The following is a 21,301-nucleotide window of genomic DNA, read 5'->3' on the forward strand; positions in this document are numbered from 1 at the left end:
AGCGATCTCCAAACACCGCGCGAAAGGCGACATCGACCGCACCAACCATCGAGCAGAGATCACCGTGATCGTGCTGACAGCAGCAGGCTTGACAACAGACCCCAAACCCTAACTACGCGGCATTGGCCCTAACCCGCCAAGGTCGAGGTGAGCAGGGTGCGGGCGGCCGCGGTGTGCCCGGCCTCGGCGAGCAGACCCGCCGGGGCGAGCACGTAGCGCTGGTCCACCACGGCCCTGGCGTTGCGCAGCACCGGTCGCAGCACCGGGTCGGCGCGCAGCGCGGCCACGGTGGCGGCCACCCGCTCGGGCCCGGCGTGCCGGAAGACGCCGCCGGAGAGCACCAGCAGTCCGACGCCCTGGGGTCCCAGCCGACCGGCGACCAGCCGCAGGTGACGGCGCAGGGCGATCACCGCGGCCAGCTCGGCGATCCGGCTGTCCACGGCGGTCTCCGCGGCGTCCGTGGGCACCCAGTCCACCGAACCCGCCCGGAACTCCACCTTCGGGGCGAGTTCCGCGGCTTCGGCCGGTTCGATCAGCCGTTCCGCGGTGGCCTCGGCCAGCACGCCGGGGGCGGACCAGCGCATGCCCAGATCGCCCTCCACCGTGCGCCGGTCCGGCGGCAGCTCGACCGTGCTGCGCCCGGCCAGTTCGTCCACAGTGGACACCGCAGAGTAGACGTCCGTGGTGGCCCCGCCTACGTCCACCACCAGCACCGCGCCCGGGGACTCGGAGTCGGCCAGCACCGCGGCCAGCTCGGCCACCCCGCGCAGCACCGCGTCCGGGGTGACCGCCCGGACCAGCCGCCGGAACCGCGGCCCACGGGAGAGGCCCTTGCCGCCGATGACGTGGGTCAGGAACATCTCCCGGATCGCCGCCCTGGCCGGTCCGGGAGCCAGTTCGCCCACATCGGGCAGCACGTTGCCGGTGGCGATCACGGTCCGCCCGGCCGCGATCAGCGTGTCGGTGGCCTCGGCCCGCACGTCCTGGTTGCCCGCCAGCACCACCGGCGCCCGCAACCGGTTCGCCGCCACCCGCCGCGCGTTGTGCGCCAGCACCCGGGTCTCCCCGCCGTCGGTGCCGCCGACCAGCAGCAACACATCCGGCGTACTGGCCCGCAACGCCCTGATGCCCGCCCCGTCCAGCTCGCCCGCCGCCACGTGCACGATCTTCGCCCCGGCGGAGAGCGCGACCCGGTAGGCCGCCTCCGCGCTGACCAGCCGTTCCTGCCCCACCACGGCCAGCCGCAGCCCGCCACCGGCGGAGGAGCAGGCCAGCACCTCGGCCCCGGCGGCGTCCAGGGCGGCGGTGACCGCGTCGATGCCGGTGAGCACCTCGGGCGGGGTGGTGGGGTGCTGGGCGGTGCCGAGCAGCGCGCCGTCCGGGCCGAGCAGCGCGGCCTTGGTCCAGGTGGAACCGACGTCCAGGCAAAGGATGGCCACGACGGCAACCTACCTGCACACTGGATCGTGATGCGTAAACACGGACAGCCCTCGTGGACCGTCTCCATCAGCGAGGACAGTGCGCTCAGTGGCGCACTGTTCGTGCGGGACGCGCTGGCCCTGAGCGCTCCCGAAGATCCTTTCCCACTGGTCGAACCGTCGGTGCCGGTGATCGGGGCGAACCGGATCGACCGGGCCGCCGCCGAGCGGGAGTGGGTGGCCTGGCTGGATGAGTTGCTCCACGGGCAGCGGCGCAACGCCAGGGACCGGCCGGTGCTCACCGAGGCCGCGCTGGACCTGCTGGAACCGTTGCGGGAGTGGGAACGCACCCGGCGTGGTGGTCTTAGGGGGCCGCGCTACGGCGGGTTGTTCATCACCGAGTTCGTCAACTCCTTCGAGGATCGCCTTGGCCGTCCGGTGCGGCCGTTCGGGCTGACCATCACGGTGGCGCCGGTGCGGGGGCGGTTCTTCTGGCAGCGGGGGTCGGCGGATCTGCTGGCCTCGCGGGAGCTGCTGGAGGACCCGAAGGCCTTCGAGATCGAGTTCGACCCGGTCGTGCGGGCGCTGGCGTGACTCCCCCGGAGCTGGCGCCGCTGCCGAAGCTCGCGCCCAAGCTGATCCTGGAGGGCACCCGGCTCACCGGGAAGACCGAGCTGGCCTTCGCGCTCAACGAGCATCCTCGGCTGGTCGGGCCGCGCAAGTACCGGTACCACTCGCCGTTGATCTCCGCGGAGTGGTGCGGGTTCACCAACCGGCCCTGGGGGCATGGGCTGATCAACTTCGACGAGTCCGAGGCGGAGCTGGCCAGACAGACCTACTCGACCTGGCTGCGGATGTTCGAGTTGCAGCGGTACTACTCGTGGCTGGTGGACCGGTTCCATCTGTCCACCGCGGCCTTCCAGCACCGGGCCGGGCGCCCGTTCGACTTCGGCTGGATCGAGGACCGGCTGCGGCCCTTGGGTTTTGGGCTGGTGCTCTGTCTGCGGGAGCCCTCGACCTTCCCGGCGGCGCGGGCGGAACGGCTACTGGTGTCCGGGAATCCGGCGCAGTACGACGATCTGTCGGTGTTCCGCCGCGAGCAGGAGCAGTTGCGCGAACTGGCCGCGCGCTCGGTGCTGCCGGTGCTCGAACTCCAGGTCGCGGGGCGCGGCGAGGCCGAACTGGCCGAGGAGGTCGCCGACTGGTGTGCGGCCGGCGACCTCCTCGGCCTGCGGGACTGAGCTATTCCTTGCTGACCGGAGCGGCCGCGGCTGCCTCGCGATCGCGCCTGCCGAGCACGGACTTGTGCTTGCCGTAGACGAAGTACACGACCACGCCGAGCAGCATCCAGATGCCGAACCGGACCCAGGTCAGGGCGGTGAGGTTCAGCATCAGCCACAGGCAGGCCACGATGGCCACGATCGGCACGAACGGCACCCACGGGGTGCGGAAGCCGCGCTTGAGGTCGGGCCGGGTCTTGCGCAGCACCAGCACACCGGCGGAGACCAGCGCGAAGGCGAACAGCGTGCCGACGTTGACCATCTCCTCCAGCCGGCCCGCGTCGAAGAAGCCGGCCGCGATGGCGACCACGCCACCGACGAAGAGGGTGGCGCGCACCGGGGTGCCGTGCTTGCCGGTCTTGGCCAGGCCCTGCGGGACCAGGCCGTCCCTGGACATGGCGAAGAGCACCCGGCTCTGGCCGAGCAGCAGCACCATGACCACGGTGGTCAGACCGGCCAGCGCGCCGATGGCGATGATGCTGGCCGCCCAGGTCACCCCGACGTCGGAGAAGGCCGAGGCCAGGGTGGAGCGGATCGGTTTGCCGTCCGGGCCGGTCTTGGTGGCCAGCGCGGTGTACGGGCGCATGCCGGTGACCACCAGGGACACCGCGATGTAGAGCACGGTCACCACGGCCAGCGAGCCGAGGATGCCGCGCGGCACGTCGCGCTGCGGGTTGCGGGTCTCCTCCGCGGTGGTGGCCACGATGTCGAAGCCGATGAAGGCGAAGAAGACGATGCTGGCCGCGGCGAAGACGCCGTAGAGGCCGTAGGTGCTGCTGGAACCGCCGAAGATCAGCGAGAACAGCGACTGGTCCAGCCCGCCGGCGGCGTGCGCCACGGACCCGGCCTCGGCGGCCGGCGGGATGAACGGGGTGTAGTTGGCGGTGTTGATGTAGAAGAAGCCGACCAGGATCACCAGCAGCACCACCGCGACCTTGATCGCGGTGATCACCAGGCTGACCCGGGAGGACAGCTTGGTGCCAACGGCCAGCAGCACGGTCAGCGCCGTGACCACGAGCACCGCGCCCCAGTCGAAGTCCAGCCCGAACAGCGACACCGTGGTGGCCGCCTTGATCCCGGCGATCTCCAGCACGTTCTGCAGGTAGGACGACCAGCCCTTGCCGACCACCGCGGCGGCCAGCGCGAACTCCAGGATCAGGTCCCAGCCGAGGATCCAGGCGATGAACTCGCCGAAGGTGGCGTAGGAGAAGGTGTACGCGCTGCCGGCCACCGGCACGGTGGAGGCGAACTCGGCGTAACACAGCGCGGCCAGGCCGCAGGTGATCGCGGCGAGCACGAAGGAGATCGTCACACCGGGGCCGGCGATGTCACCGGAGGTTCGCGCGGCCAGGGTGAAGATGCCCGCGCCGATCACCACCGCGACACCGAAGACCGTGAGGTCCCAGGCGTTCAGATCCTTCCTGAGCTTGGTGTCCGGCTCATCGGTGTCGGCGATCGACTGCTCAACGCCCTTAGTGCGCCACAAGCCACTGCCTGGCACGCCCAACCTCCTGAAAAAGTTCTCCCGCCTGTGCCCGTGAGGGCAGCCCGGACAACACTGTCGTGGGCGGCGCTCACCCTACCGGCGGACGTGTGACGGTTTCCGCCAGTCATCTACAAAATCGAAATGCCCGGATGGGTGACTCTGCCGGAAACGACGCATCGCCCCAGGTGAGTCCCGGGGCGATGCGGATGTGCGGTGGTCAGGCCTTGGTCTTGACCGCGTGGTCGAGATCGGGCTCCAGGTAGATGAGCCGGGCCTCGGGGACCTTGGCCCGCACCCTGGACTCGGCGTCGTTGATCGCCTGGGCGACCTCGGCCACGGTGAGGTTGGGCAGCAGCGCGATCTTGGCCGCGACCAGCAGTTCGTCCGGGCCGATGTACTGGGTGCGGACGTGGATGACGTGGTCCACGGTGGCGGTGGCCAGCTCGTCCACGATCACCGCGAGCACGTCCGGGTTGGCGCCCTCGCCGATGAGCAGGCTCTTGGTCTCGATGATCAGGGTGATCGCGATCACGCCGAGCAGCACGCCGATGCACAGGGTGCCGATGGCGTCCCAGATCGGGTCGCCGGTGAGCACGGTCATGCCCACGCCGCCGAGCGCGAGCACCAGGCCGACCAGCGCGCCGAGGTCCTCCAGCAGCACCACCGGCAGTTCCGGGGTCTTGGCGTTGCGGATGAACTGCCACCAGGTGGCGTCACCCTTGATCTTCCTGGACTCCTGGATCGCGGTGTGGAAGCTCCAGCTCTCCAGCACGATCGCCACCACCAGGATGCCCACCGCGACCAGTGGCGAGGTCAGCCCTTCCGGGTCCTCCAGCTTGTGGATGCCCTCGTACAGCGCGAAGGCCGAGCCGAGGGTGAACAGCAGCAGCGCCACCACGAAGGAGTAGAAGTACCGGTCCCGGCCGTAGCCGAACGGGTGCGATTCGGTGGGCTTGCGCGCCGCCGTCTTCTGCCCGACCAGCAGCAGCGCCTGGTTGGAGGTGTCGGCCACCGAGTGCACGCCTTCGGCGAGCATCGAGGACGAGCCGGTGATGGCGAAGCCGACGAACTTCGCTACCGCGATCCCCGCGTTGGCGACCAATGCCGCCACGATCGCCTTGGTGCCGCCCCCTGCTGCCACAAGAACTCCTCATGCGTACGTGTCCGGATTGTCCTGCCCCGGATGGTCGGGAGGGAGACTAGCCGTCCAGTCCAGCGGTCGCGCGGAAGACCTGCAGATCGGCGTCCCCGGCACTGGAGATCCGGGTTTTCGGGTCACCGGCGGCCAGCCAGGCCGACTGGCCGCGGGACAGTTCCAGCCGGGTGCCGTCCTCGGCGGTGAGCAGGGCTTTCCCACTGGTGCAGAGCAGGATCTGCGGGCCGTCGCTGGGCAGCAGCACCTCCTCGGTCGCCTCGGCGCCCGCCGGGATGTCCACTCTGGACAACTCGAACTCGGGCGCCGGGGTCGGGTACGCGGTGAGGTGGCGGCTGACCTGCTCGCCGCGCAGCACCGGCATGTCCCCGCAGGAGAAGTCCAGCACCCGCAGCAGTTCGGGCACGTCCACGTGCTTGGGGGTGAGGCCGCCGCGCAGGATGTTGTCGGAGTTGGCCAGGATCTCCACGCCGGTGCCGTGCAGGTAGGCGTGCAGGTTGCCTGCTGGCAGGTGGATGGCCTCGCCGGGTTGCAGCACCAGCCGGTTCATCAGCAGCGCGGCCAGCACGCCCGCGTCCCCGGGGTGGCGTTCGCCCAGTTCCAGCACGGTGCGGCATTCCAGGCTGAACTCGCCGTGCGCGCGCAGGTGCCGGATGCAGGCCTCCAGCAGCGGCGGCAGCAGCCCTTCCAGCGCGACCTGGGGCAGGGTGATCCAGGTGGTGAACAGCGCGCGCATGCCGTCCTGGCCGGGGTCGGCGGCCAGCAGCTGGGCGTGTCCGGCCAGCTCGGGCACGTCCAGCGCGGCCAGCAGCGCCACGGTCTTCTCCGCGGCCCGGAACCCGGCCAGCGCGTGGAACTCCGAGAGCGCGCAGATCAGTTCGGGTTTGGCGGTCGGGTCGGGGTAGTTGCGGTTGGCCGCGTCCCTGGCGATGCCCGCCGCCTCCTCCTTGGCGTAGCCCTCGGCGGCCTGGGCGGCCGAGGGGTGCGCCTGGATGCTCAGCGGTTCCTCCGCGGCGAGCACCTTGAGCAGGAAGGGCAATCGGTCCTCCCAGCGCCGGGCGCAGGCCGGGCCGAGATGGAACTCGGGTTCGGCGTTGATCGCGGCCAGCAGCGAGGTCTCCGCGCCGTCCGCGCCCAGGAGCGTGGACGGGTCGCCGGGGTGGGCGCCCATCCACAGCTCGGCTTCCGGGTGCGGGGCCGGGACCTCGCGCCCGAGCAGTTCGGCGATCACGGTGCGCGAGCCCCACGCGTAGGGCCGCACCGCGTTGCGCAGCAGGTCCACTGTTCCTTCTCGCTTCCTGGTTTTGGTCTCGCGTCTCGCGCTCAGGCGATGACCGGCGACACCACTCCCGGCCCGCCCAGCGTGCCGGCGGCCAGCCCCAGGTACAGGGCGGCCAGATCGAAGCGCACCGCGAGCAGCGCGGCGCACAGGGCCTCGTCGCCGGTGACCTCGTCCGCCGGGGCGACCAGGTCGGCGCCGGGGAGGGTGTCCTCGGCGGCCCGGCGGGTGGCCTCGGCGATCGGGCCGCGGCGCACCGCGAGCAGCAGCACCCGCGGGGTCGGCCCGGCGGTCAGGTCGTCCGGGTCGGCGAACAGGTCGTGTCCGGAGGTGGCCTGCACGGCCGCGCGGTGCAGCGCGGGCCGGAGCACGGCCTGGGGATATCCGGCCACATCGGAGACCACCCCGGAGAAGGTGGCCAGGGACTGCGCGGCGTGCGCGGCGACCGCGGTGGCGGCGTGGTCCAGGCCCCACAGCAGCGGGGTCCGGCCGGCCAGCCGCAGCGCGAGCGCCTTGGCCGGGTTGACGAAGGACTCGTGCATCGGGTGGTCGCGTTCGGCCTCCCGGTCCAGCTCGTCGGCGATCTGGCCGACGTCGGTGCGCAGCAGGCCGAGCCGGTTGACCGCGAGCAGTCCGGCGGCCAGCGCGCGGGCCAGGCCGAGGCCGTGCGGCACGTGCACCCGCGGCGGCAGCAGCAGCGCCTGGCCTGCGGCGGCCGCGGCCACCGGGCCCTCCTCTGGCGCGGTGAGCACGATGCGCGCGCCGCGGCGGGCGGCGCGGTCGAGGGACTCGGCCAGCACCGGGTCGCCGGGATCGTCGGCGTGCGCGATCACCACGTCGAGCGCGCCGATCCAGGTGGGCACCACGTCGGTGACCACCACCGGCACCGGGCAGGCCGGGCCGAGCAGGGCGGCCAGCAGCGCCGCCGCGGCCGGACCGACCCCGGGCCTGGTGAGCAGCACCAGTGCCCTCGGCCGGTCTTCGGCGAGGCGGTCAAGGCCGAATTCGCGCGCGGCCTCCACGGTCGAGCGCATCTGGGCGCCCGCCGAGGCGGCCGCCCGCAGCAGCCCTTCGGTGTCGGCCTCGGCGAGCCGGGCCGGATCGTCGAGCAGAACGTCGTCGAGCACCAGGGTCACCCGGCGGCGGACGGCCCGTCGGCGGCGGGGCCGCCCTCGGCTTCGTCGAGCAGGAGCACCGGGATGCCGTCGCGCACCGGGAACCGGCGGGCGCAGGCGGTGCAGGTCAGGTAGTCGGCCTCGGCGTCTTCGGGCGTGCCGGGAGTCAGCTTGCCGTGCGCGGGGCACGGGCAGGCCAGGATCTCCAGCAGGTCCGGGTCAAGCTGCACGGACACGGTGCTCACCTCTGTTTCCCTCCTCAGCCGCGGACGATCGCCAGGACCTCGTCGCGCAACGCGGCGACGGCCTCGGCGTCCTTGGCCTCGATGTTCAGTCGCAGCAGCGGCTCGGTGTTGGAGGCCCGCAGGTTGAACCAGGCTCCGTCCGGCAGCTCGATGGTCAGCCCGTCCAGCTCGTCCAGGGCCACCCCGTCGCGGCCGCCGTACGCGGCCTTGATCGCGGCCAGCCTGCCTGCCTGGTCCTCGACGGTGGAGTTGATCTCCCCGGACGCGGCGTAGCGGGCGAACTCCCTGGTGATCTCGGCGAGCGGCTTGTCCTGCTCACCGAGTGCGGCCAGTACGTGCATGGCGGCCAGCATGCCGGTGTCGGCACGCCAGAAATCCCTGAAGTAGTAGTGCGCGGAGTGCTCGCCGCCGAAGATGGCGCCGGTCTCGGCCATCGTCTGCTTGATGAAGGAGTGCCCGACCCTGGTCCGCACCGGCTTGCCGCCGTGCTCGGCCACGATCTCCGGCACACCCTTGGAGGTGATCAGGTTGTGGATGATGGTGCCGCCCGGCTCCTTGGCCAGTTCGCGCACGGCGACCAGCGCGGTGATCGCGCTCGGGGACACCGGGTCGCCGTTGGCGTCGACCACGAAGCAACGGTCGGCGTCGCCGTCGAAGGCGATGCCCGCGTCCGCGCCGATCTCGCGCACCTTGGCCTGCAGGTCCACGATGTTCTTCGGGTCCAGCGGGTTGGCCTCGTGGTTGGGGAAGTTGCCGTCCAGCTCGAAGTACATCGGCACCACCTCGATGGGCAGGCCGTTGAACACCTCGGGCACGGTGTAGCCGCCCATGCCGTTGCCCGCGTCCACCGCGATCTTCAGCGGCCGGATGCCGGAGAGGTCGACGAGGCCGCGCAGGTAGGCGGCGTACTCCACCAGCAGGGTGCGCTCGGAGACCGAGCCGCGGGCGCCGAGGAACTCGGGCACGCCCTGCTCGACCATCTCGCGGATCTCGGTCAGCCCGCTGTCCTGGCCCACCGGCGCGGCGCCCGCGCGGCAGAGCTTGATGCCGTTGTAGGCGGCCGGGTTGTGGCTGGCGGTGAACATCGCGCCGGGCAGGTTCAGCTTGCCGGAGGCGAAGTAGAGCATGTCCGTGCTGGCCAGGCCGATGGAGACGGCGTCGACGCCCTGGGCGGTGACGCCCTCGGCGAAGGCCGCGGCGAAGCCGGGGGACGAGTCGCGCATGTCGTGGCCGATGACCACGGCCGGGCCGCCGACGAGCCGGGCGAATGCCGCGCCGAGGTCGCGGACCACGTCGGTGTCGAGCTGTTCGCCCACCAACCCGCGAACGTCGTACGCCTTGACGATGCCGGACAGGTCTCGCACGCCTTACTCCTGACTTCGGCTCACTTGGACAGCTAGCCCGAAGCCTACCGGCGGGCGATGTGCGCCTGTGGCCTAGGCCGTGTCCGTCTGGTCGCGTCTGTGAGAGTCGTGATCGGATTGGTCGCTGGCGGTGCGGACGGGGCGCCCTCATACCGGGCGTATTCGGGCGTTCCGGCCGTGCCGTCAGCGGCCGATCTGGCGCGGCTATCGCGGGCGTGACCGGGCGGACGCGGCCTACTAGTCCTCGTGCGGGTCTGGCAGAACCCGTAGATGTCCGCGCCTGCCCGCGCCGAACACCGGCTCACTCGCCTCGATCGGGCGGTCCGCCCGGCCTGCCTCACGCACTGCCTCGGCCAGCGCGGTCAGGTCGTCCACCGTAGGTTGGGGAACGGCGAACTCGCCCTCGTGCCGGACGACCTCCCACCCTCGGGGGGCGGTGAGCCGCATCGCGTGCTGTTCACACAGGTCGTAGCTGTGCGGCTCGGAGTAGGTGGCCAGCGGCCCGACGACCGCGGTGGAGTCGGCGTAGGCGTAGGTCAGCGTCGCAACGGCCGGGTTCGTGCACCCGGTCCGCGAGCACCTTCTTACGCTCCGCACGATTGGGGACGATAGCGCCTTCGGTCCACCCTGTGCGGCAGGCACGCTGACAACATCCGCGTACCCTCAGTGGCCGTGGTGATGGCGAGGGGTACCCGACGGGGGATCAGGCAGCGTCGGGACCGGCATGGGCGAGGTATGCGAGGGCAGTTGTACCCCTCGACGATGCCTGCTGCCCGCAGCCGCTCGGAGCGGTTCGACGCGGTGGTGCTGGAGGCCCTGGAGCCGATCGAGCAGCGCTGGCGCAACGAGCTGACCCAGCTGGACGTGGCCGTTGACGATGTCCCTGAGCTGCCCTCGGCCGATGCCGAGGAGCTGACCTGGGGCGATGACGTGGTCGAGGACGGCAACGTGCCGCTGGCCCGGCTGGTGCCCGCCGGGGTGGACCGGCGCGGGCTGCCCACCAGGGCGCGCATCGTGCTCTACCGGCGGCCGCTGGAGGCTCGGGCCAAGGACGGCGCGGACCTGTCCGATCTGGTGCACGACGTGCTGGTGGAGCAGGTCGCCACCTACCTGGGCCTGGACCCGGAAGTCATCGACGGCGACTGACCCGGGTGTTGGCCGTTGTCGTACGCCGTCTTGGCCGTTACGGCACGGCCCTCGGCCACCGGCCCACGCCAATCCGCCCACTTGGCCCAACTCGGCGTACGACTTTGGCCAAGTGGGCGTACGAGTTTGGCCAACTCGGCGTACGAGAGCGGCCAACACTCGGTCAGGGGCGGCGGGTGGGGATTGCGGTGAGGGCGGTGAAGAGGGCGGCCGCGGCTTGGGCGAGCAGCAGCAGGGCGGCCAGGCCCGCCGGGACTGTGACGCGGATCTCGCTGGCTGATTCCGGCAGCGCGACCGCGACCAGGTGGCCGTAGGCCCTGGCCAGCGGCACTTCGCGGCCGTCGACGGTGGCCAGCCAGCCGCGTTCGTCCTCGGCGGCGAGCACCAGCACCCGGCCGAGTCCGCCCGCGCTGACCGCGACGGCGATCTCCGGTGGCCGGGCCTCGACGGTGGTGGCCTCGATCTGTCCGGCTGGGGTGCCGCCGGTGCGGGCGCGCAGCGCGGCTTCCCCGGCGAGGAGGGTGACCGGGCCGCGGGACTGGGTCAGCCGGAGGACCGGGCGGCCGTCGGTGGCGGTGGCGTCGGCCACGACCAGGTCAGGGGCGGCGGCGCGGATCTTGGTGGCGGCGGCCGGGTCGGGCAGCAGCAGGAACCGGACGCCACTGGCTCCGGCGGAGAGCAGTGCGCCGCGGACGGCTTCGGTGGTGCCCGCGCGCAGGGCGGTGGCGGTGTCCCGGATCCGTTGCGCGGCGGCGGGCACGGCGAGCACGTCGTCGTCGCCGAAGCGGGGCAGGCGGCCCGCGGTCTGGCGGCTGGGCTGCCCGGCGGAGCCGACTTCCAGCACGCCGGTCCCGGTGGCGGCGAGTTCGGCGAGCTGGCTGTTGACCAGCAGCGGCGGGGCGGATTTCACCGGGCCGTCCCGGCCGAGCAGCAGGGCGCTGACGGCGAGGGCGGCCAGCACGGTCGCGCCCGCGCCCGCGAGCGCCCGGGCGGGCAGGGTGATGGGTGCGCCGGGCAGGGCGGCGGCGAGCACGATCCAGGCCAGGCCGCAGCCGGTGAGCAGCAGCGGGGCGCCGGTCCAGCCGGTGCTGGGCGGGCCGCCGTTGGCCGGGGTGACCTCGATCAGTCCGAGCGCGATGGCCGCGGCGGCGCCCAGCAGCGCGAGGCCGAGTCCGGGCAGCATGGCCGGGCGCGGGCGGCAGGCGGCCGCGGTCAGGGCGGCCAGCACGGCGATCAGGCCCAGCCAGGGCAGTGCGCCGGGGCCGCCGGGGTAGAGCGCGAGCAGGTCGAGAGGGTTGGCCTTGGCCTCGCGGAGTGGGGCGCCGGTGCCGTGCAGCAGCACCGCGGGGTGCCGCAGGACCAGCGCCGGCCAGGGCAGCTGGAGTGCCAGTGGCAGCAGCACCAGGGTGAACAGCGCGGCCACCCGCCCTCGGCCGGAGCCGGGCACCAGCACGAAGCCGATCAGCGCGGCCAGCAGCACGAGCAGGTGCGGCAGCGGGTGGAAGGCGCCGAGCACGGCCAGGGCGAGCGCGGTGGCGCAGGTGATGGGGAGCCAGCCGATGTCCGGCCTGCGCGGCCACAGGATCGCGGCCACCCCGGCCAGCACCGGCGGCAGCAGCAGGTGCACCACGACCACGTCGAGGCGGCCCTGGGTGGTGGCGGCGGTGGCGATGGGCAGCAGCGCGTACCCGGCGGACACCGCGGCGCGGATGGTCCTGGGCGCGCGCAGGCGGCGGGTGGCCAGGTAGGCGGTCAGTCCGGCCAGCGGCAGGTCGCCGAGCAGCAGCACGGTGATCGCGATCGAGGGTCCGCCGAGCAGGGTGCCGAGCACGGCGAGCACCCCGGTGGCGGCGGGTGCGGGTGCGATGCTGCCGCCGGCGACGGGTTGCCAGGCGGCCACATAACCGGCCCAGGTGTCGCCGAGGCCCCCGGCAGGCAGCAACCGGCCGCCGGCGAGGTCGCCGCCGAGCCGGGCCCAGTGGGTGGCCAGTGCGAGCGCGGCCAGGCCGAGCACCAGGAACAGCACCGGGCTGAGCAGCAGTTCGCGCAGCACCCGGCCGCGGTCGATCTCCACCAGCACCAGTTCGGCCGGTCGCGGGGTCCCGCGGGGCACGGGTGAGGGCCGGGGGCGCGGGCTGGGTCGGCGGTACAGCTCGCCCGCCGCCACCTCGACCACCACCGGCCCGGCGGGTCGGCGCAGTCCGGCCGGGCCCAGCCGGCGGGCGGCGCCGCGACGGCGGCTGGGGCCGAGTGCGCCCGCGGGCAGTGCGGGCGGGCCGGATTGGCGTTGCGGGGCACCGGGTTCGGTCCACTCCGGCACCGGGCTGGCCGGCAGCCTGCCGAGGCTGGCGTCGGCGCGCACCCGGCTGCGCAGCACGTGCAGCAGGCCGCTGTGCACCGCGTTGCGCAACCGGGTGAGCCGCGAGGTGAACAGGCCGCGGATCTCCCTGGCTGACACGGTGCGGGTGGCGGCGCGGGATCGGCGGGCGGCCAGCAGTCCGGCCCGGCCGCCGAGCAGGTAACCCAGCGCGGCCAGTTCGTCACCGGCCCGTCGTCCTCGGCGCAGCAGCAGGAATCCCAGTGCCCGCAACAGGCACAGCAGCGCGAGCCGGGGCAGGCCGATCAGGTAGGAGGGCGCGCTGGTGTTGACCAGGAAGGTGCGCAGGCCGTGCGCGCGCCGGGCGCGGGCGAGTCCGGGCACCGCGTGCACCGGGCGCTGATCCCGTTCGGCGGCACGGGCATGCCGGATCCGGGCCGAGGGCACCAGCAGCACCAGGTGCCCGGCCAGGTTGGCCCGCCAGCCCAGGTCGATGTCGTCGCCGCCCAGGGGCAGCGCGGGGTCGAGTCCGCCGAGCTGTTCCCAGACCTCGCGCCGGATCAGCGCGCCCGCGCTGCCGACCGCGAGCACGTCCCGGCTCTGCTCGAAGCCGCCGCCGTAGGCCAGTTCCGCGCCGGAGATGCCGGTCTGGGTGTGGCCGGAGGCGTCCAGGGACAGCCCGCCCTGCACCACCAGCCTGGGGTCGGCCCAGTCCACCGCGAGCGGACCGAGGATGGCCGCGGACGGCGCGAGTTCGGCGGTGCTCAGCAGGGTGGGCAGGCAGTCGGGTTCGGGCGCGGAGTCGTCGTGCAGCAACCAGATCCACCGGCCGGGGTCGCCCCAGCGTTCGGTCGCGGTGGCCACGGCTTTGCCGACGGCGGCGCCGAAGCCGGTGTCGGGGGCTTCGGTGAGCACGCCGTCGAGCAACTGGTCCGGACCGGTGGCCGCGGCGGCCAGCACCCGGGCGGTGGCGTCGGTGGATCCGGTGTCCACGGCCAGGATGTGCCGCGGTCGCACGGACTGGCGGCGCAGCGCGGAGAGCAGTGGCCGCAACCATTCCGCGCCGTCGTGGCAGACGATCACGGCGAGCACCGGCGCGGTGCTCAGCGTCGGGTGCGGCAAGCTGGTCCCTCGGCTCGGCGGTGACAGGTCCCCCGTGCGGGGTTCGCGAGCGCCCCCACCACGTGCCGGTGGAATCCACTGGCACGTGGTGGAAAACGCTACGGGGTGCGACCGGGCGAACTCACCCGGCCACACCGAACCGTTATGTCACACCGCTCGTCGTTTGAGCTTGCGGCGCTCTCGCTCGGACAGACCACCCCAGATGCCGAAGCGCTCATCGTGCGCAAGGGCATACTCGAGGCACTCTGGCCGAACCTCGCAACCGGCACAGATCCGCTTGGCCTCCCTGGTGGATCCACCCTTCTCAGGGAAGAACGCCTCCGGGTCGGTCTGCGCGCACAGTGCCCGTTCCTGCCAGTCGTGCTCCTCGTCCGCCTCGAGGGCGGGGTCGAAGAGATCGACCAGCACTCCCACGCCTGTGGGTGCGGTGTCCCGCTCTCCCACTCGGCTCTCTTCGTTCTCTTCCACTGTCCGCTCCTCCCGCACTCCCCGGTGGCGGACCCCATTCGCCGTCCCACCCGACGAATGACACCAATGTGATTAGACCTGTGGGATGCAAGAGGGTCAAGCCAAGTACACACGACGGGGGACGAAACTGCCCCACTGGCAAGGAACTTCACCGGCAGGGCAGAGTGTTGCTGTGACGAGATCCTCGGTTGCCCCGAGTCCGCTGTTCCTAATCCTGCTGGCCGTCACGGTCGGCGGCGGCGTGCTGTCCACGGTGGACCAGAATGTGGCACGCACTGCCGGAATCGTCCTGCTGGTGCTCGGCGGCTGGGCCGTCTCGCTCTGCCTGCACGAGTTCGGGCACGCCTACCTAGCCCTGCGTGGCGGCGACTATTCGGTGCGGCACAAGGGATATCTCACCCTGGACATCCGGAAGTACACCGATCCGGTGCTGAGCATCCTGATGCCGCTGCTGTTGCTGGCCGTCGGTGGCATCCCGCTGCCCGGCGGGGCGGTGTGGATCGATCGACACGCGTTGCGGACCAAGCGCGCGGAGTCGTTGGTGTCGTTGGCCGGGCCAATGGCGAACCTGGTGATCGGCCTGTTGCTCATTGCGACGGTGGCACTGACAAATCCACCCGTTGGGCTGGCGGCCGGACTGTCCTATCTGGCCTACCTGCAAATGCTCGCGTTTGTGCTGAACATCCTGCCGATTCCGGGTCTCGACGGTTTCGGCGTGCTCGAGCCGTACCTGTCGTACCAGGCGCGGGAGTTCGGCGCGAAGGCCAGGCCGTGGGCGCCGTTCGTACTGTTCGCCCTGCTGATCGGGGTGCCGGTGGTCGGCCAGTTGTTCAGCACGGTGGTGCTGTGGGTCTTCGAGACCTTCGGCGGGAACGTACGCGACGTCTTCTTCGGGCAGCGCTGGTTCCGGTTCTGGGAGGGCGGTTTCTGATGGTGACCTTGGTTACGGAGCGCGGCCCCCAAGTTCGCCCGTTCGGGCAAGACGGGGAGGATGGCCCCCTGTGAAGGTCGTTGTGCTGGTAGGTGGCGTCGGTGGCGCCCGTTTCCTGCAAGGGGTGAAGGCCGCGCTCGGCCTTCCCGCCGTCGGTCCTGGCGAGTCGCCGCACGAGATCACCGCGGTGGTCAACAACGGTGACGACGTATGGCTGCACGGGCTGCGGGTGTGTCCGGACCTGGACACCTGCATGTACACCCTGGGCGGTGGCATCGACACCGAACGCGGCTGGGGCCGCGCGGGCGAGAGCTGGACGGTCAAGGAGGAGCTGGCGGCCTACGGCGCCGAGCCGACCTGGTTCGGGCTCGGCGACAAGGACATCGCCACCCACCTGGTGCGGTCCCGGATGCTGCGCGCCGGTTACCCGCTCTCCGCGGTGACCGAGGCGCTGTGCGCCCGGTGGCAGCCGGGGCTCCGGCTGCTGCCCGCCAGCGATGACCGGGTGGAGACCCATGTCTCCGTCGACGATCCGGAGACCGGCGAGCGCAAGGCGATCCACTTCCAGGAGTGGTGGGTCCGGCACCGGGCGCGGTTGCCCGCGCACGCGATCGTGTCGGTCGGGGCCGAGGAGGCCAAGCCGGGTCCGGGGGTGGCCGAGGCCATCGCGAACGCCGACATCGTGTTGTTCGCGCCGTCGAACCCGGTGGTCAGCGTGGGCACCATCCTTGCCGTGCCGGGCATCCGGGCGGCGATCACCGCCACCGAGGCGCCGGTGATCGGCCTTTCTCCCATCATCGACGGCAAACCGTTGCGCGGGATGGCCGATGCCTGCCTGAGCGCGATCGGGGTGGACTCGACCGCGGAGGCGGTGGCGCGGCACTACGGATCGCGCAAGGCCGGTGGTGTCCTGGACGGCTGGCTGATCCACACCGGGGACTCCGCGCTGGTCGAGGGCGTGGAGGTGCGCGCAGTGCCACTGCTCATGTCCACTGTGGACGCGACCGCGCAAATGGCGCTGGACGCCTTCGAGCTGGGCGGGGTGCGCCTTGACTGACCACGCCGCGGCGGCGCTGGAGATCCTGCCGGTCACCGGACTGCCCGAGTTCCGGCCCGGCGACGACCTGGCCGGTGCGCTGGCCACCGCCGCGCCCTGGCTGCGTGACGGCGATGTGCTGGTGGTGACCAGCAAGGTTCTGTCCAAAGTGGAGGGCAGACTGGTCACCGCGCCCACCGATCCGGAGGCGCGGGACGCGCTGCGCCGGGAACTGGTGGACGCCGAGGCGGTCCGGGTGGTGGCGCGCAAGTTCCGGACGCTGATCACCGAGAACCGGCTCGGCATCGTGCAGGCCGCCTCTGGGGTGGACGGCTCCAACGTGGCCGGGGACGAACTGGCGCTGCTGCCGGCGGATCCGGACGGTTCGGCCGCGACCCTGCGGGATCGGCTGCGCGGACTGCTCGGCGTCACGGTCGCGGTGGTGGTCACCGACACCATGGGCCGGGCCTGGCGGGTCGGCCAGACCGACGCGGCCATTGGCGCGGCCGGGCTCACCGTGCTGCACCGCTATGCCGGATCCGTCGACCCGCAGGGCAACGAACTGCACGTCACCGAGGTCGCGGTGGCCGATGAGCTGGCCGCGGCGGCGGATCTGGTGAAGGGCAAGCTGGGTGGGCTGCCGGTGGCGGTGGTCCGCGGAATGTCCATTGTGGAGGACGGCTCCACCGCGCGGGATCTCGTCCGGCCATTGGCTGAGGACCTGTTCCGGCTGGGCACGGACCTGGCGATCGAGCAGGGCCGCCGGGAGGCGGTGCTGACCCGGCGCTCGATCCGCGTCTTCAGCCAGGACGAGGTGCCTGCCGAGCTGGTGCGCCGCGCGGTCGGCGTCGCGCTGACCGCGCCCGCCCCGCACCACACCCACCCGGTGCGGTTCGTGTGGCTGCGCGACCGGGCGCTGCGGGCCAAGCTCCTGGATGGCATGCGCGAGCAGTGGCGGACGGACCTGCGCGCGGACGGCTGGCCCGCGGAGCGGATCGAACGGCGGATCAAGCGCGGCGACCTGCTGTACGGGGCGCCGGAGATCGTGTTGCCGTTCGGGGTGCCCGACGGCGCGCACGACTACCCGGACCAGCGCCGCGCGGCGGCCGAGCAGACCATGTTCACCGTGGCCGGCGGCGCGGCCGTGCAAGGTCTGCTGGTGGCCCTGGCCGCCGAGGGACTCGGCTCCTGCTGGGTCTCCTCCACCATCTTCTGCCCGGACACCGTGCGCTCGATCCTGGATCTGCCCGCCGATTTCGCGCCGCTGGGCGCGGTCGCGGTGGGGTATCCGGCGGACGGGCCGCTGGCGCCACGGGAACCACGGGACCTCGGCGGGGAGTTGATCGAGCTGTGAGCCTGCACGCTGAGGCGGTCGCTGAGCTGTCGGCCTGGCGGCCGGAGGACCCGTGCCAGGAGAGCCAGCGGCACGCGTTCCTGAGCTTCCTGGCAGCGCGCGCGGACGCGTGTCAGCGTTCCTGCGAACCCGGGCACCTGACCGCGTCCGCGATCGTGCTGGACGCGACCGGCGAGCACGTGCTGCTGACCCTGCATCCCAGGGTGGGGCGCTGGTTGCAGCTGGGCGGACACTGCGAACCGGAGGATCCGACGCTGCTCGCGGCGGCGCTGCGGGAGGCCACCGAGGAGTCCGGCATGGACGGCCTGGTGATCGAACCGGGGCCGTTGCAGCTGGAGGTGCACCCGATCACCTGCTCACTGGGCCTGCCCACCCGGCACCTGGACGTGCGGTACCTGGTGCGCGCGCCCGCGGGCGCCCAGCCGGTGCGCAGCGCGGAGTCGGTAGACCTGCAGTGGTGGCCGGTGCACGCGCTGCCGTCCAATGTGGACAGTGTGCCGAAGCTGGTGGAGCTGGCGCTGCGTCAGATCGCGCGGTAGTCGCGGCCTTCGAACCGGGGGCCGCGGCGAGGTTTGCGGGCCCCGGTCAGCTCCAGGTAGCGGATCGCGCGCTGGCGGTGCGGGGCGTAGGGGGCCAGCAGGGCCAGCATTTCCTCGTCGGTGGCGTCCCGGCCGGTCAGCGCCCAGCCGACCGCGTCGTGCAGGTGGTAGTCGCCGACGCTGACCGCGTCCGGATCACCCCAGGCCCGCTGCGCGATCTCGGCGGCGGTCCAGACGCCGATGCCGGGAACCTTGCACAGCAGGTCGCGGCCTGCCTCGCCGCCCAGTTCGACGGCGCGTTCCAGGCGGGTGGCCACGGTGGCGGCGGCGAGCAGGGCCCGGCGGCGGGCGCCGTCGACGCCCGCGCGGTGCCAGTCCCAGTCGGGGATGGCGAGCAGGGCCTTGGGGGTTGGCGGCGCGAAGAGCAGGTCGGGCGCGGCTGGTCCGGGGGCCGGGGTGCCGAACCTGCGGCACAGTTCGCGCCAGGAACGCCAGGCCTCCTTGCCGGTGACCTTCTGTTCCAGCACCGCGGGGATCAGCACGTCCCACACCTGCCCGGTCCGCCCGAGCCGCAGTCCGGGCGCCCGCCGCCGTGCCCGCGCGATCAACTCGTGGTGCGCGACGAACCCGGTGTCGTCGTCCCGGGCGCCGAGCAGGTCCGGCAGCCCGGCCAGGGCCAGGTCCGCACCCGGCCCCCAGGCACTGGCCCGGATCTCGCCCTGCACCCGGCGCAGCGCGATGGTGGCGACCCCGGCCGCGGTGGTACCCGCCCGCCACGCGGTCCCGTCCGGCCCGATCCGCAGGCACGGGTCGGCCGGGCCACGGCGCAGCGGCCCGAGCACGGCGGCCAGGTCGAGCGGGAACGGCGGCGTCCAGGCCCGTTCCGCGGCCGGGGCGGCCAGGGTCATGCGTCGTGGGAGAAGCGGACCGAACCGTCGGCGAGGGCGGCTCCCGGCCACAACCGCAGGCCTTCCAGGAGTTCGCAGCGGGCGCCGACCACGGCGCCGTCGCCGATGACCGCGCCACGCAACACCGCGCCGTCACCGATCCGCGCGTTCGCGCCGATCACCGAGCCCTGCACGACCGCGTTCGCGCCGATCACCGCGCCGTCGAAGACCACCGAGCCGTCCACGGTGGCGCCGGGGCCGACCTGGGCGCCCGCGCCGATGGTGCTGCCGTTGACCAGCTTGGCGTCCTCCCGGACCAGCGCGCCGTCCAGCACGATGGCCTCGCCGGTGGGCGCGGGCAACGCGTCGGAGGGCGCCAGCCCGCGAACCAGGTCCGCCGAACCCTTGACGAAGGCCGCCGGGGTGCCCAGGTCCAGCCAGTAGGAGGCGTCCACGTGGCCCTGCAGCCGGGCGCCGCGCTCCAGCAGGCCGGGGAAGGTCTCGCGTTCCACCGACACCGGGCGATCGGCCGGGATCCCCTCCAGCACCGAACGCTTGAAGACGTAGCAACCGGCGTTGATCTGGTCCGCGGGCGGGTTCTCGGTCTTCTCCAGGAAGGCGAGCACCCGGCCGTCGGCGTCGGTGGGCACACAGCCGAAGGCACGCGGGTCGGCGACCTTCACCAGGTGCAGGGTGACATCGGCGTCGTTGGCCAGGTGGCTGTGCGCGACGGCGCCGAGATCGACGCCGGAGAGGATGTCGCCGTTGAAGACCATGATGTGCTCGGCGCGCAGGCGGCTGGCCGCGTTGCGGATGCCGCCGCCGGTGCCCAGCGGGGTGTCCTCGACCACGTACTCCAGTTCCAGGCCCAGCCGGGACCCGTCACCGAAGTACTCCTCGAAGACCGAGGCCTTGTAGGAGGTGCCCAGCACGACGTGGGTGATGCCCGCGGCCCGGATCCGGGACAGCAGGTGGGTGAGAAACGGAACACCGGCGGTGGGCAGCATCGGTTTGGGCGCGGACAGCGTCAACGGACGCAGCCGGGTGCCCTGGCCGCCGACCAGCACCACCGCGTCGACCCCGGACAGTTTTTCCACGCGTTCCCCCTGCTTCTCGACTGGTGCCGGACTGGCCGACATGCCGTTACTCCTCCTTCACCCTGACGAGACCGCCTGGAACGGAATACTCTTGCAGAGAACCCGGACCAGGCGACCGGCGGCTCCGGAGAGCGACCACCACAGCGTGAGGGATGATCTCCGTATCCGCCTGCCGGCAAATCCGCCCCAGGCGACGAGGCAACGCAGGAGAGGCCAGCGCGATGGATCCCCGCGAACGGGCCGATGAGCTGCTAGCCCGTGCCAGGGCGCGTGGCTCCTTCGTCGTCACACCAGACGACGCAACCTCGCCGATGGATGCGGCCAACACGGTACAGATACCGCGCATCGTGGTCGCGGCGAACGATCCGCACCACGCGGACCCGGACTCAACCGTGATCCTGTCACCGGAGGCGGTCCAGGCCATGCAGGCAGGGTACGGCCCACAACACGGGCAATCCCCACACCCGCACCAGGGTGCCCAAGGTCACGGACCACAGACCATGCCGCCGATGCCGCGGCCGCCGCACGGGCACCAGCCAACGCAGCCCATGCAGCACGCGCAACCCACGCAGCCGATGGGTCACCCGCATCCGGCCCAGCCGATGCAGCAACACCCCCAGCCGACCCAGCCCATGCAACAGCAGCCAGGCGGCCCGCAAAACGGCGGCCACCCGCAACAGCAGCAGCCGCAACAGGGCCAGCCCCCACAACAGCACCAGCAGGGCCAGCCGCAGCCTCCGCAATGGCCGGACCGCCGCTCCTGACCCACCCACAACGGCCAACAACACGTACAACAACGGCCAACACGCCGGGTGCGGGCTTAAGACCTCCCGCGCGTGTTGGCCGTTGTCGTACGCCGAGTTGGCCGTTATGGACGCTGAGTTGGCCCAACTCGTACGCCACGTTGGCCGTTGTGGGACGGCCGCAGGCCGGGGGTGGGGTGAAACCCCCACGACGAGGGCTCTCGCGTGTTCTCCGTACGGCCTGGAGCATGCAGACCACACCCCGATGAGCGGCCCCTGCAACCTGCCGCCGCCTGCCCGCCCAACGTGACGGGGGCCGCT

Annotated in this window: 20 protein-coding genes; 7 read left to right on the plus strand and 13 right to left on the minus strand. The window is 72.3% G+C overall.

The window, feature by feature from the left end:
- Positions 1-128 precede the first annotated feature (128 nt).
- Positions 129-1,439: a glutamate mutase L gene (locus ACTOWY_RS44115; RefSeq protein ID WP_441315576.1), complete on the minus strand. Its 1,311-nt coding sequence runs from the start codon at positions 1,437-1,439 to the stop codon at positions 129-131.
- A 30-nt stretch (positions 1,440-1,469) separates the two neighbouring features.
- Between ACTOWY_RS44115 and ACTOWY_RS44120 the strand changes: the two genes are divergently transcribed.
- Together ACTOWY_RS44120 and ACTOWY_RS44125 are read left to right on the plus strand one after the other, a co-directional pair.
- Complete coding sequence (locus ACTOWY_RS44120) at positions 1,470-2,012, plus strand: hypothetical protein (RefSeq protein ID WP_441315577.1); 543 nt, start codon at positions 1,470-1,472, stop codon at positions 2,010-2,012.
- Positions 2,009-2,659: a hypothetical protein gene (locus ACTOWY_RS44125; RefSeq protein WP_441315578.1), complete on the plus strand. Its 651-nt coding sequence runs from the start codon at positions 2,009-2,011 to the stop codon at positions 2,657-2,659. Before ACTOWY_RS44120 ends, ACTOWY_RS44125 begins: the two co-directional genes overlap by 4 nt.
- A gap of 1 nt (position 2,660) precedes the next feature.
- On the opposite strand, the gene ACTOWY_RS44130 is transcribed toward ACTOWY_RS44125, so the two are convergent.
- The 7 genes from ACTOWY_RS44130 to ACTOWY_RS44160 form a co-directional block, all read right to left on the minus strand.
- Positions 2,661-4,199, minus strand: coding sequence for an amino acid permease (locus ACTOWY_RS44130; RefSeq protein WP_441315579.1), 1,539 nt, complete (start codon positions 4,197-4,199; stop codon positions 2,661-2,663).
- A gap of 202 nt (positions 4,200-4,401) precedes the next feature.
- A complete protein-coding gene (locus ACTOWY_RS44135; protein WP_441315580.1) occupies positions 4,402-5,325 on the minus strand; it encodes a cation diffusion facilitator family transporter in 924 nt (307 codons plus the stop codon).
- A 58-nt stretch (positions 5,326-5,383) separates the two neighbouring features.
- On the minus strand, positions 5,384-6,619 hold the full coding sequence (gene manA / locus ACTOWY_RS44140) for a mannose-6-phosphate isomerase, class I (protein WP_441315581.1): 1,236 nt from the start codon (positions 6,617-6,619) through the stop codon (positions 5,384-5,386).
- Between the two features lie 41 nt (positions 6,620-6,660).
- A complete protein-coding gene (locus ACTOWY_RS44145) occupies positions 6,661-7,743 on the minus strand; it encodes a hypothetical protein (protein WP_441315582.1) in 1,083 nt (360 codons plus the stop codon).
- 5 nt (positions 7,744-7,748) lie between these two features.
- Complete coding sequence (locus ACTOWY_RS44150) at positions 7,749-7,967, minus strand: Trm112 family protein (RefSeq protein WP_441315592.1); 219 nt, start codon at positions 7,965-7,967, stop codon at positions 7,749-7,751.
- A 23-nt stretch (positions 7,968-7,990) separates the two neighbouring features.
- Positions 7,991-9,340 (minus strand): phosphomannomutase/phosphoglucomutase, encoded by a 1,350-nt coding sequence (locus ACTOWY_RS44155; RefSeq protein WP_441315583.1) that lies wholly within the window; start codon positions 9,338-9,340, stop codon positions 7,991-7,993.
- 237 nt (positions 9,341-9,577) lie between these two features.
- Positions 9,578-9,937 (minus strand): DUF3499 domain-containing protein, encoded by a 360-nt coding sequence (locus ACTOWY_RS44160; protein ID WP_185001733.1) that lies wholly within the window; start codon positions 9,935-9,937, stop codon positions 9,578-9,580.
- Between the two features lie 81 nt (positions 9,938-10,018).
- On the opposite strand from ACTOWY_RS44160, the gene ACTOWY_RS44165 reads away from it, so the two are divergent.
- The gene (locus tag ACTOWY_RS44165; RefSeq protein ID WP_185001732.1) at positions 10,019-10,486 is read left to right on the plus strand and encodes a metallopeptidase family protein; all 468 of its coding nucleotides are present in this window, start codon (positions 10,019-10,021) and stop codon (positions 10,484-10,486) included.
- A 163-nt stretch (positions 10,487-10,649) separates the two neighbouring features.
- Here the strand turns inward: ACTOWY_RS44165 and ACTOWY_RS44170 are convergent, their stop codons facing one another.
- Both ACTOWY_RS44170 and ACTOWY_RS44175 read right to left on the minus strand, forming a co-directional pair.
- A complete protein-coding gene (locus tag ACTOWY_RS44170) occupies positions 10,650-13,925 on the minus strand; it encodes a glycosyltransferase (RefSeq protein ID WP_441315584.1) in 3,276 nt (1,091 codons plus the stop codon).
- 147 nt (positions 13,926-14,072) lie between these two features.
- Positions 14,073-14,339, minus strand: a complete 267-nt coding sequence (locus tag ACTOWY_RS44175) for a WhiB family transcriptional regulator (protein WP_185010429.1) — start codon at positions 14,337-14,339, stop codon at positions 14,073-14,075.
- 226 nt (positions 14,340-14,565) lie between these two features.
- Here ACTOWY_RS44175 and ACTOWY_RS44180 point away from each other — a divergent pair, with 226 nt between their 5' ends.
- From ACTOWY_RS44180 to ACTOWY_RS44195, 4 genes are all read left to right on the plus strand, one after another.
- The gene (locus ACTOWY_RS44180; RefSeq protein WP_441315585.1) at positions 14,566-15,324 is read left to right on the plus strand and encodes a site-2 protease family protein; all 759 of its coding nucleotides are present in this window, start codon (positions 14,566-14,568) and stop codon (positions 15,322-15,324) included.
- Positions 15,325-15,394: 70 nt separating this feature from the next.
- Positions 15,395-16,381 (plus strand): 2-phospho-L-lactate transferase, encoded by a 987-nt coding sequence (cofD, locus tag ACTOWY_RS44185; protein ID WP_441315586.1) that lies wholly within the window; start codon positions 15,395-15,397, stop codon positions 16,379-16,381.
- Complete coding sequence (locus ACTOWY_RS44190) at positions 16,374-17,714, plus strand: coenzyme F420-0:L-glutamate ligase (RefSeq protein WP_441315587.1); 1,341 nt, start codon at positions 16,374-16,376, stop codon at positions 17,712-17,714. Before cofD ends, ACTOWY_RS44190 begins: the two co-directional genes overlap by 8 nt.
- The gene (locus ACTOWY_RS44195; RefSeq protein ID WP_441315588.1) at positions 17,711-18,253 is read left to right on the plus strand and encodes an NUDIX hydrolase; all 543 of its coding nucleotides are present in this window, start codon (positions 17,711-17,713) and stop codon (positions 18,251-18,253) included. Before ACTOWY_RS44190 ends, ACTOWY_RS44195 begins: the two co-directional genes overlap by 4 nt.
- Here ACTOWY_RS44195 and ACTOWY_RS44200 read toward each other — a convergent pair.
- From ACTOWY_RS44200 to ACTOWY_RS44210, 3 genes are all read right to left on the minus strand, one after another.
- Positions 18,238-19,161 carry a DNA-3-methyladenine glycosylase family protein gene (locus tag ACTOWY_RS44200; protein ID WP_441315589.1) on the minus strand — a complete coding sequence of 308 codons (924 nt, stop codon included), beginning with the start codon at positions 19,159-19,161 and terminating at the stop codon, positions 18,238-18,240. The two genes, ACTOWY_RS44195 and ACTOWY_RS44200, sit on opposite strands and share 16 nt — an antisense overlap.
- The gene (locus tag ACTOWY_RS44205; protein ID WP_441315590.1) at positions 19,158-20,279 is read right to left on the minus strand and encodes a sugar phosphate nucleotidyltransferase; all 1,122 of its coding nucleotides are present in this window, start codon (positions 20,277-20,279) and stop codon (positions 19,158-19,160) included. Before ACTOWY_RS44205 ends, ACTOWY_RS44200 begins: the two co-directional genes overlap by 4 nt.
- 359 nt (positions 20,280-20,638) lie before the next feature.
- Positions 20,639-20,980: a hypothetical protein gene (locus ACTOWY_RS44210; protein ID WP_441315591.1), complete on the minus strand. Its 342-nt coding sequence runs from the start codon at positions 20,978-20,980 to the stop codon at positions 20,639-20,641.
- Positions 20,981-21,301: the final 321 nt, after the last annotated feature.

It is taken from the genome of Crossiella sp. CA198 (genome assembly GCF_052078295.1).
Lineage (GTDB): Bacteria > Actinomycetota > Actinomycetes > Mycobacteriales > Pseudonocardiaceae > Crossiella.

Coding starts and splice junctions, on each gene's coding strand:
- ACTOWY_RS44200 (WP_441315589.1), bottom strand. CDS start 19,161: ATGACCCTGGCCGCCCCGGCCGCGGAACGGGCCTGGACGCCGCCGTTC.
- ACTOWY_RS44205 (WP_441315590.1), bottom strand. CDS start 20,279: ATGTCGGCCAGTCCGGCACCAGTCGAGAAGCAGGGGGAACGCGTGGAA.
- ACTOWY_RS44165 (WP_185001732.1), top strand. CDS start 10,019: ATGGCGAGGGGTACCCGACGGGGGATCAGGCAGCGTCGGGACCGGCAT.
- ACTOWY_RS44120 (WP_441315577.1), top strand. CDS start 1,470: ATGCGTAAACACGGACAGCCCTCGTGGACCGTCTCCATCAGCGAGGAC.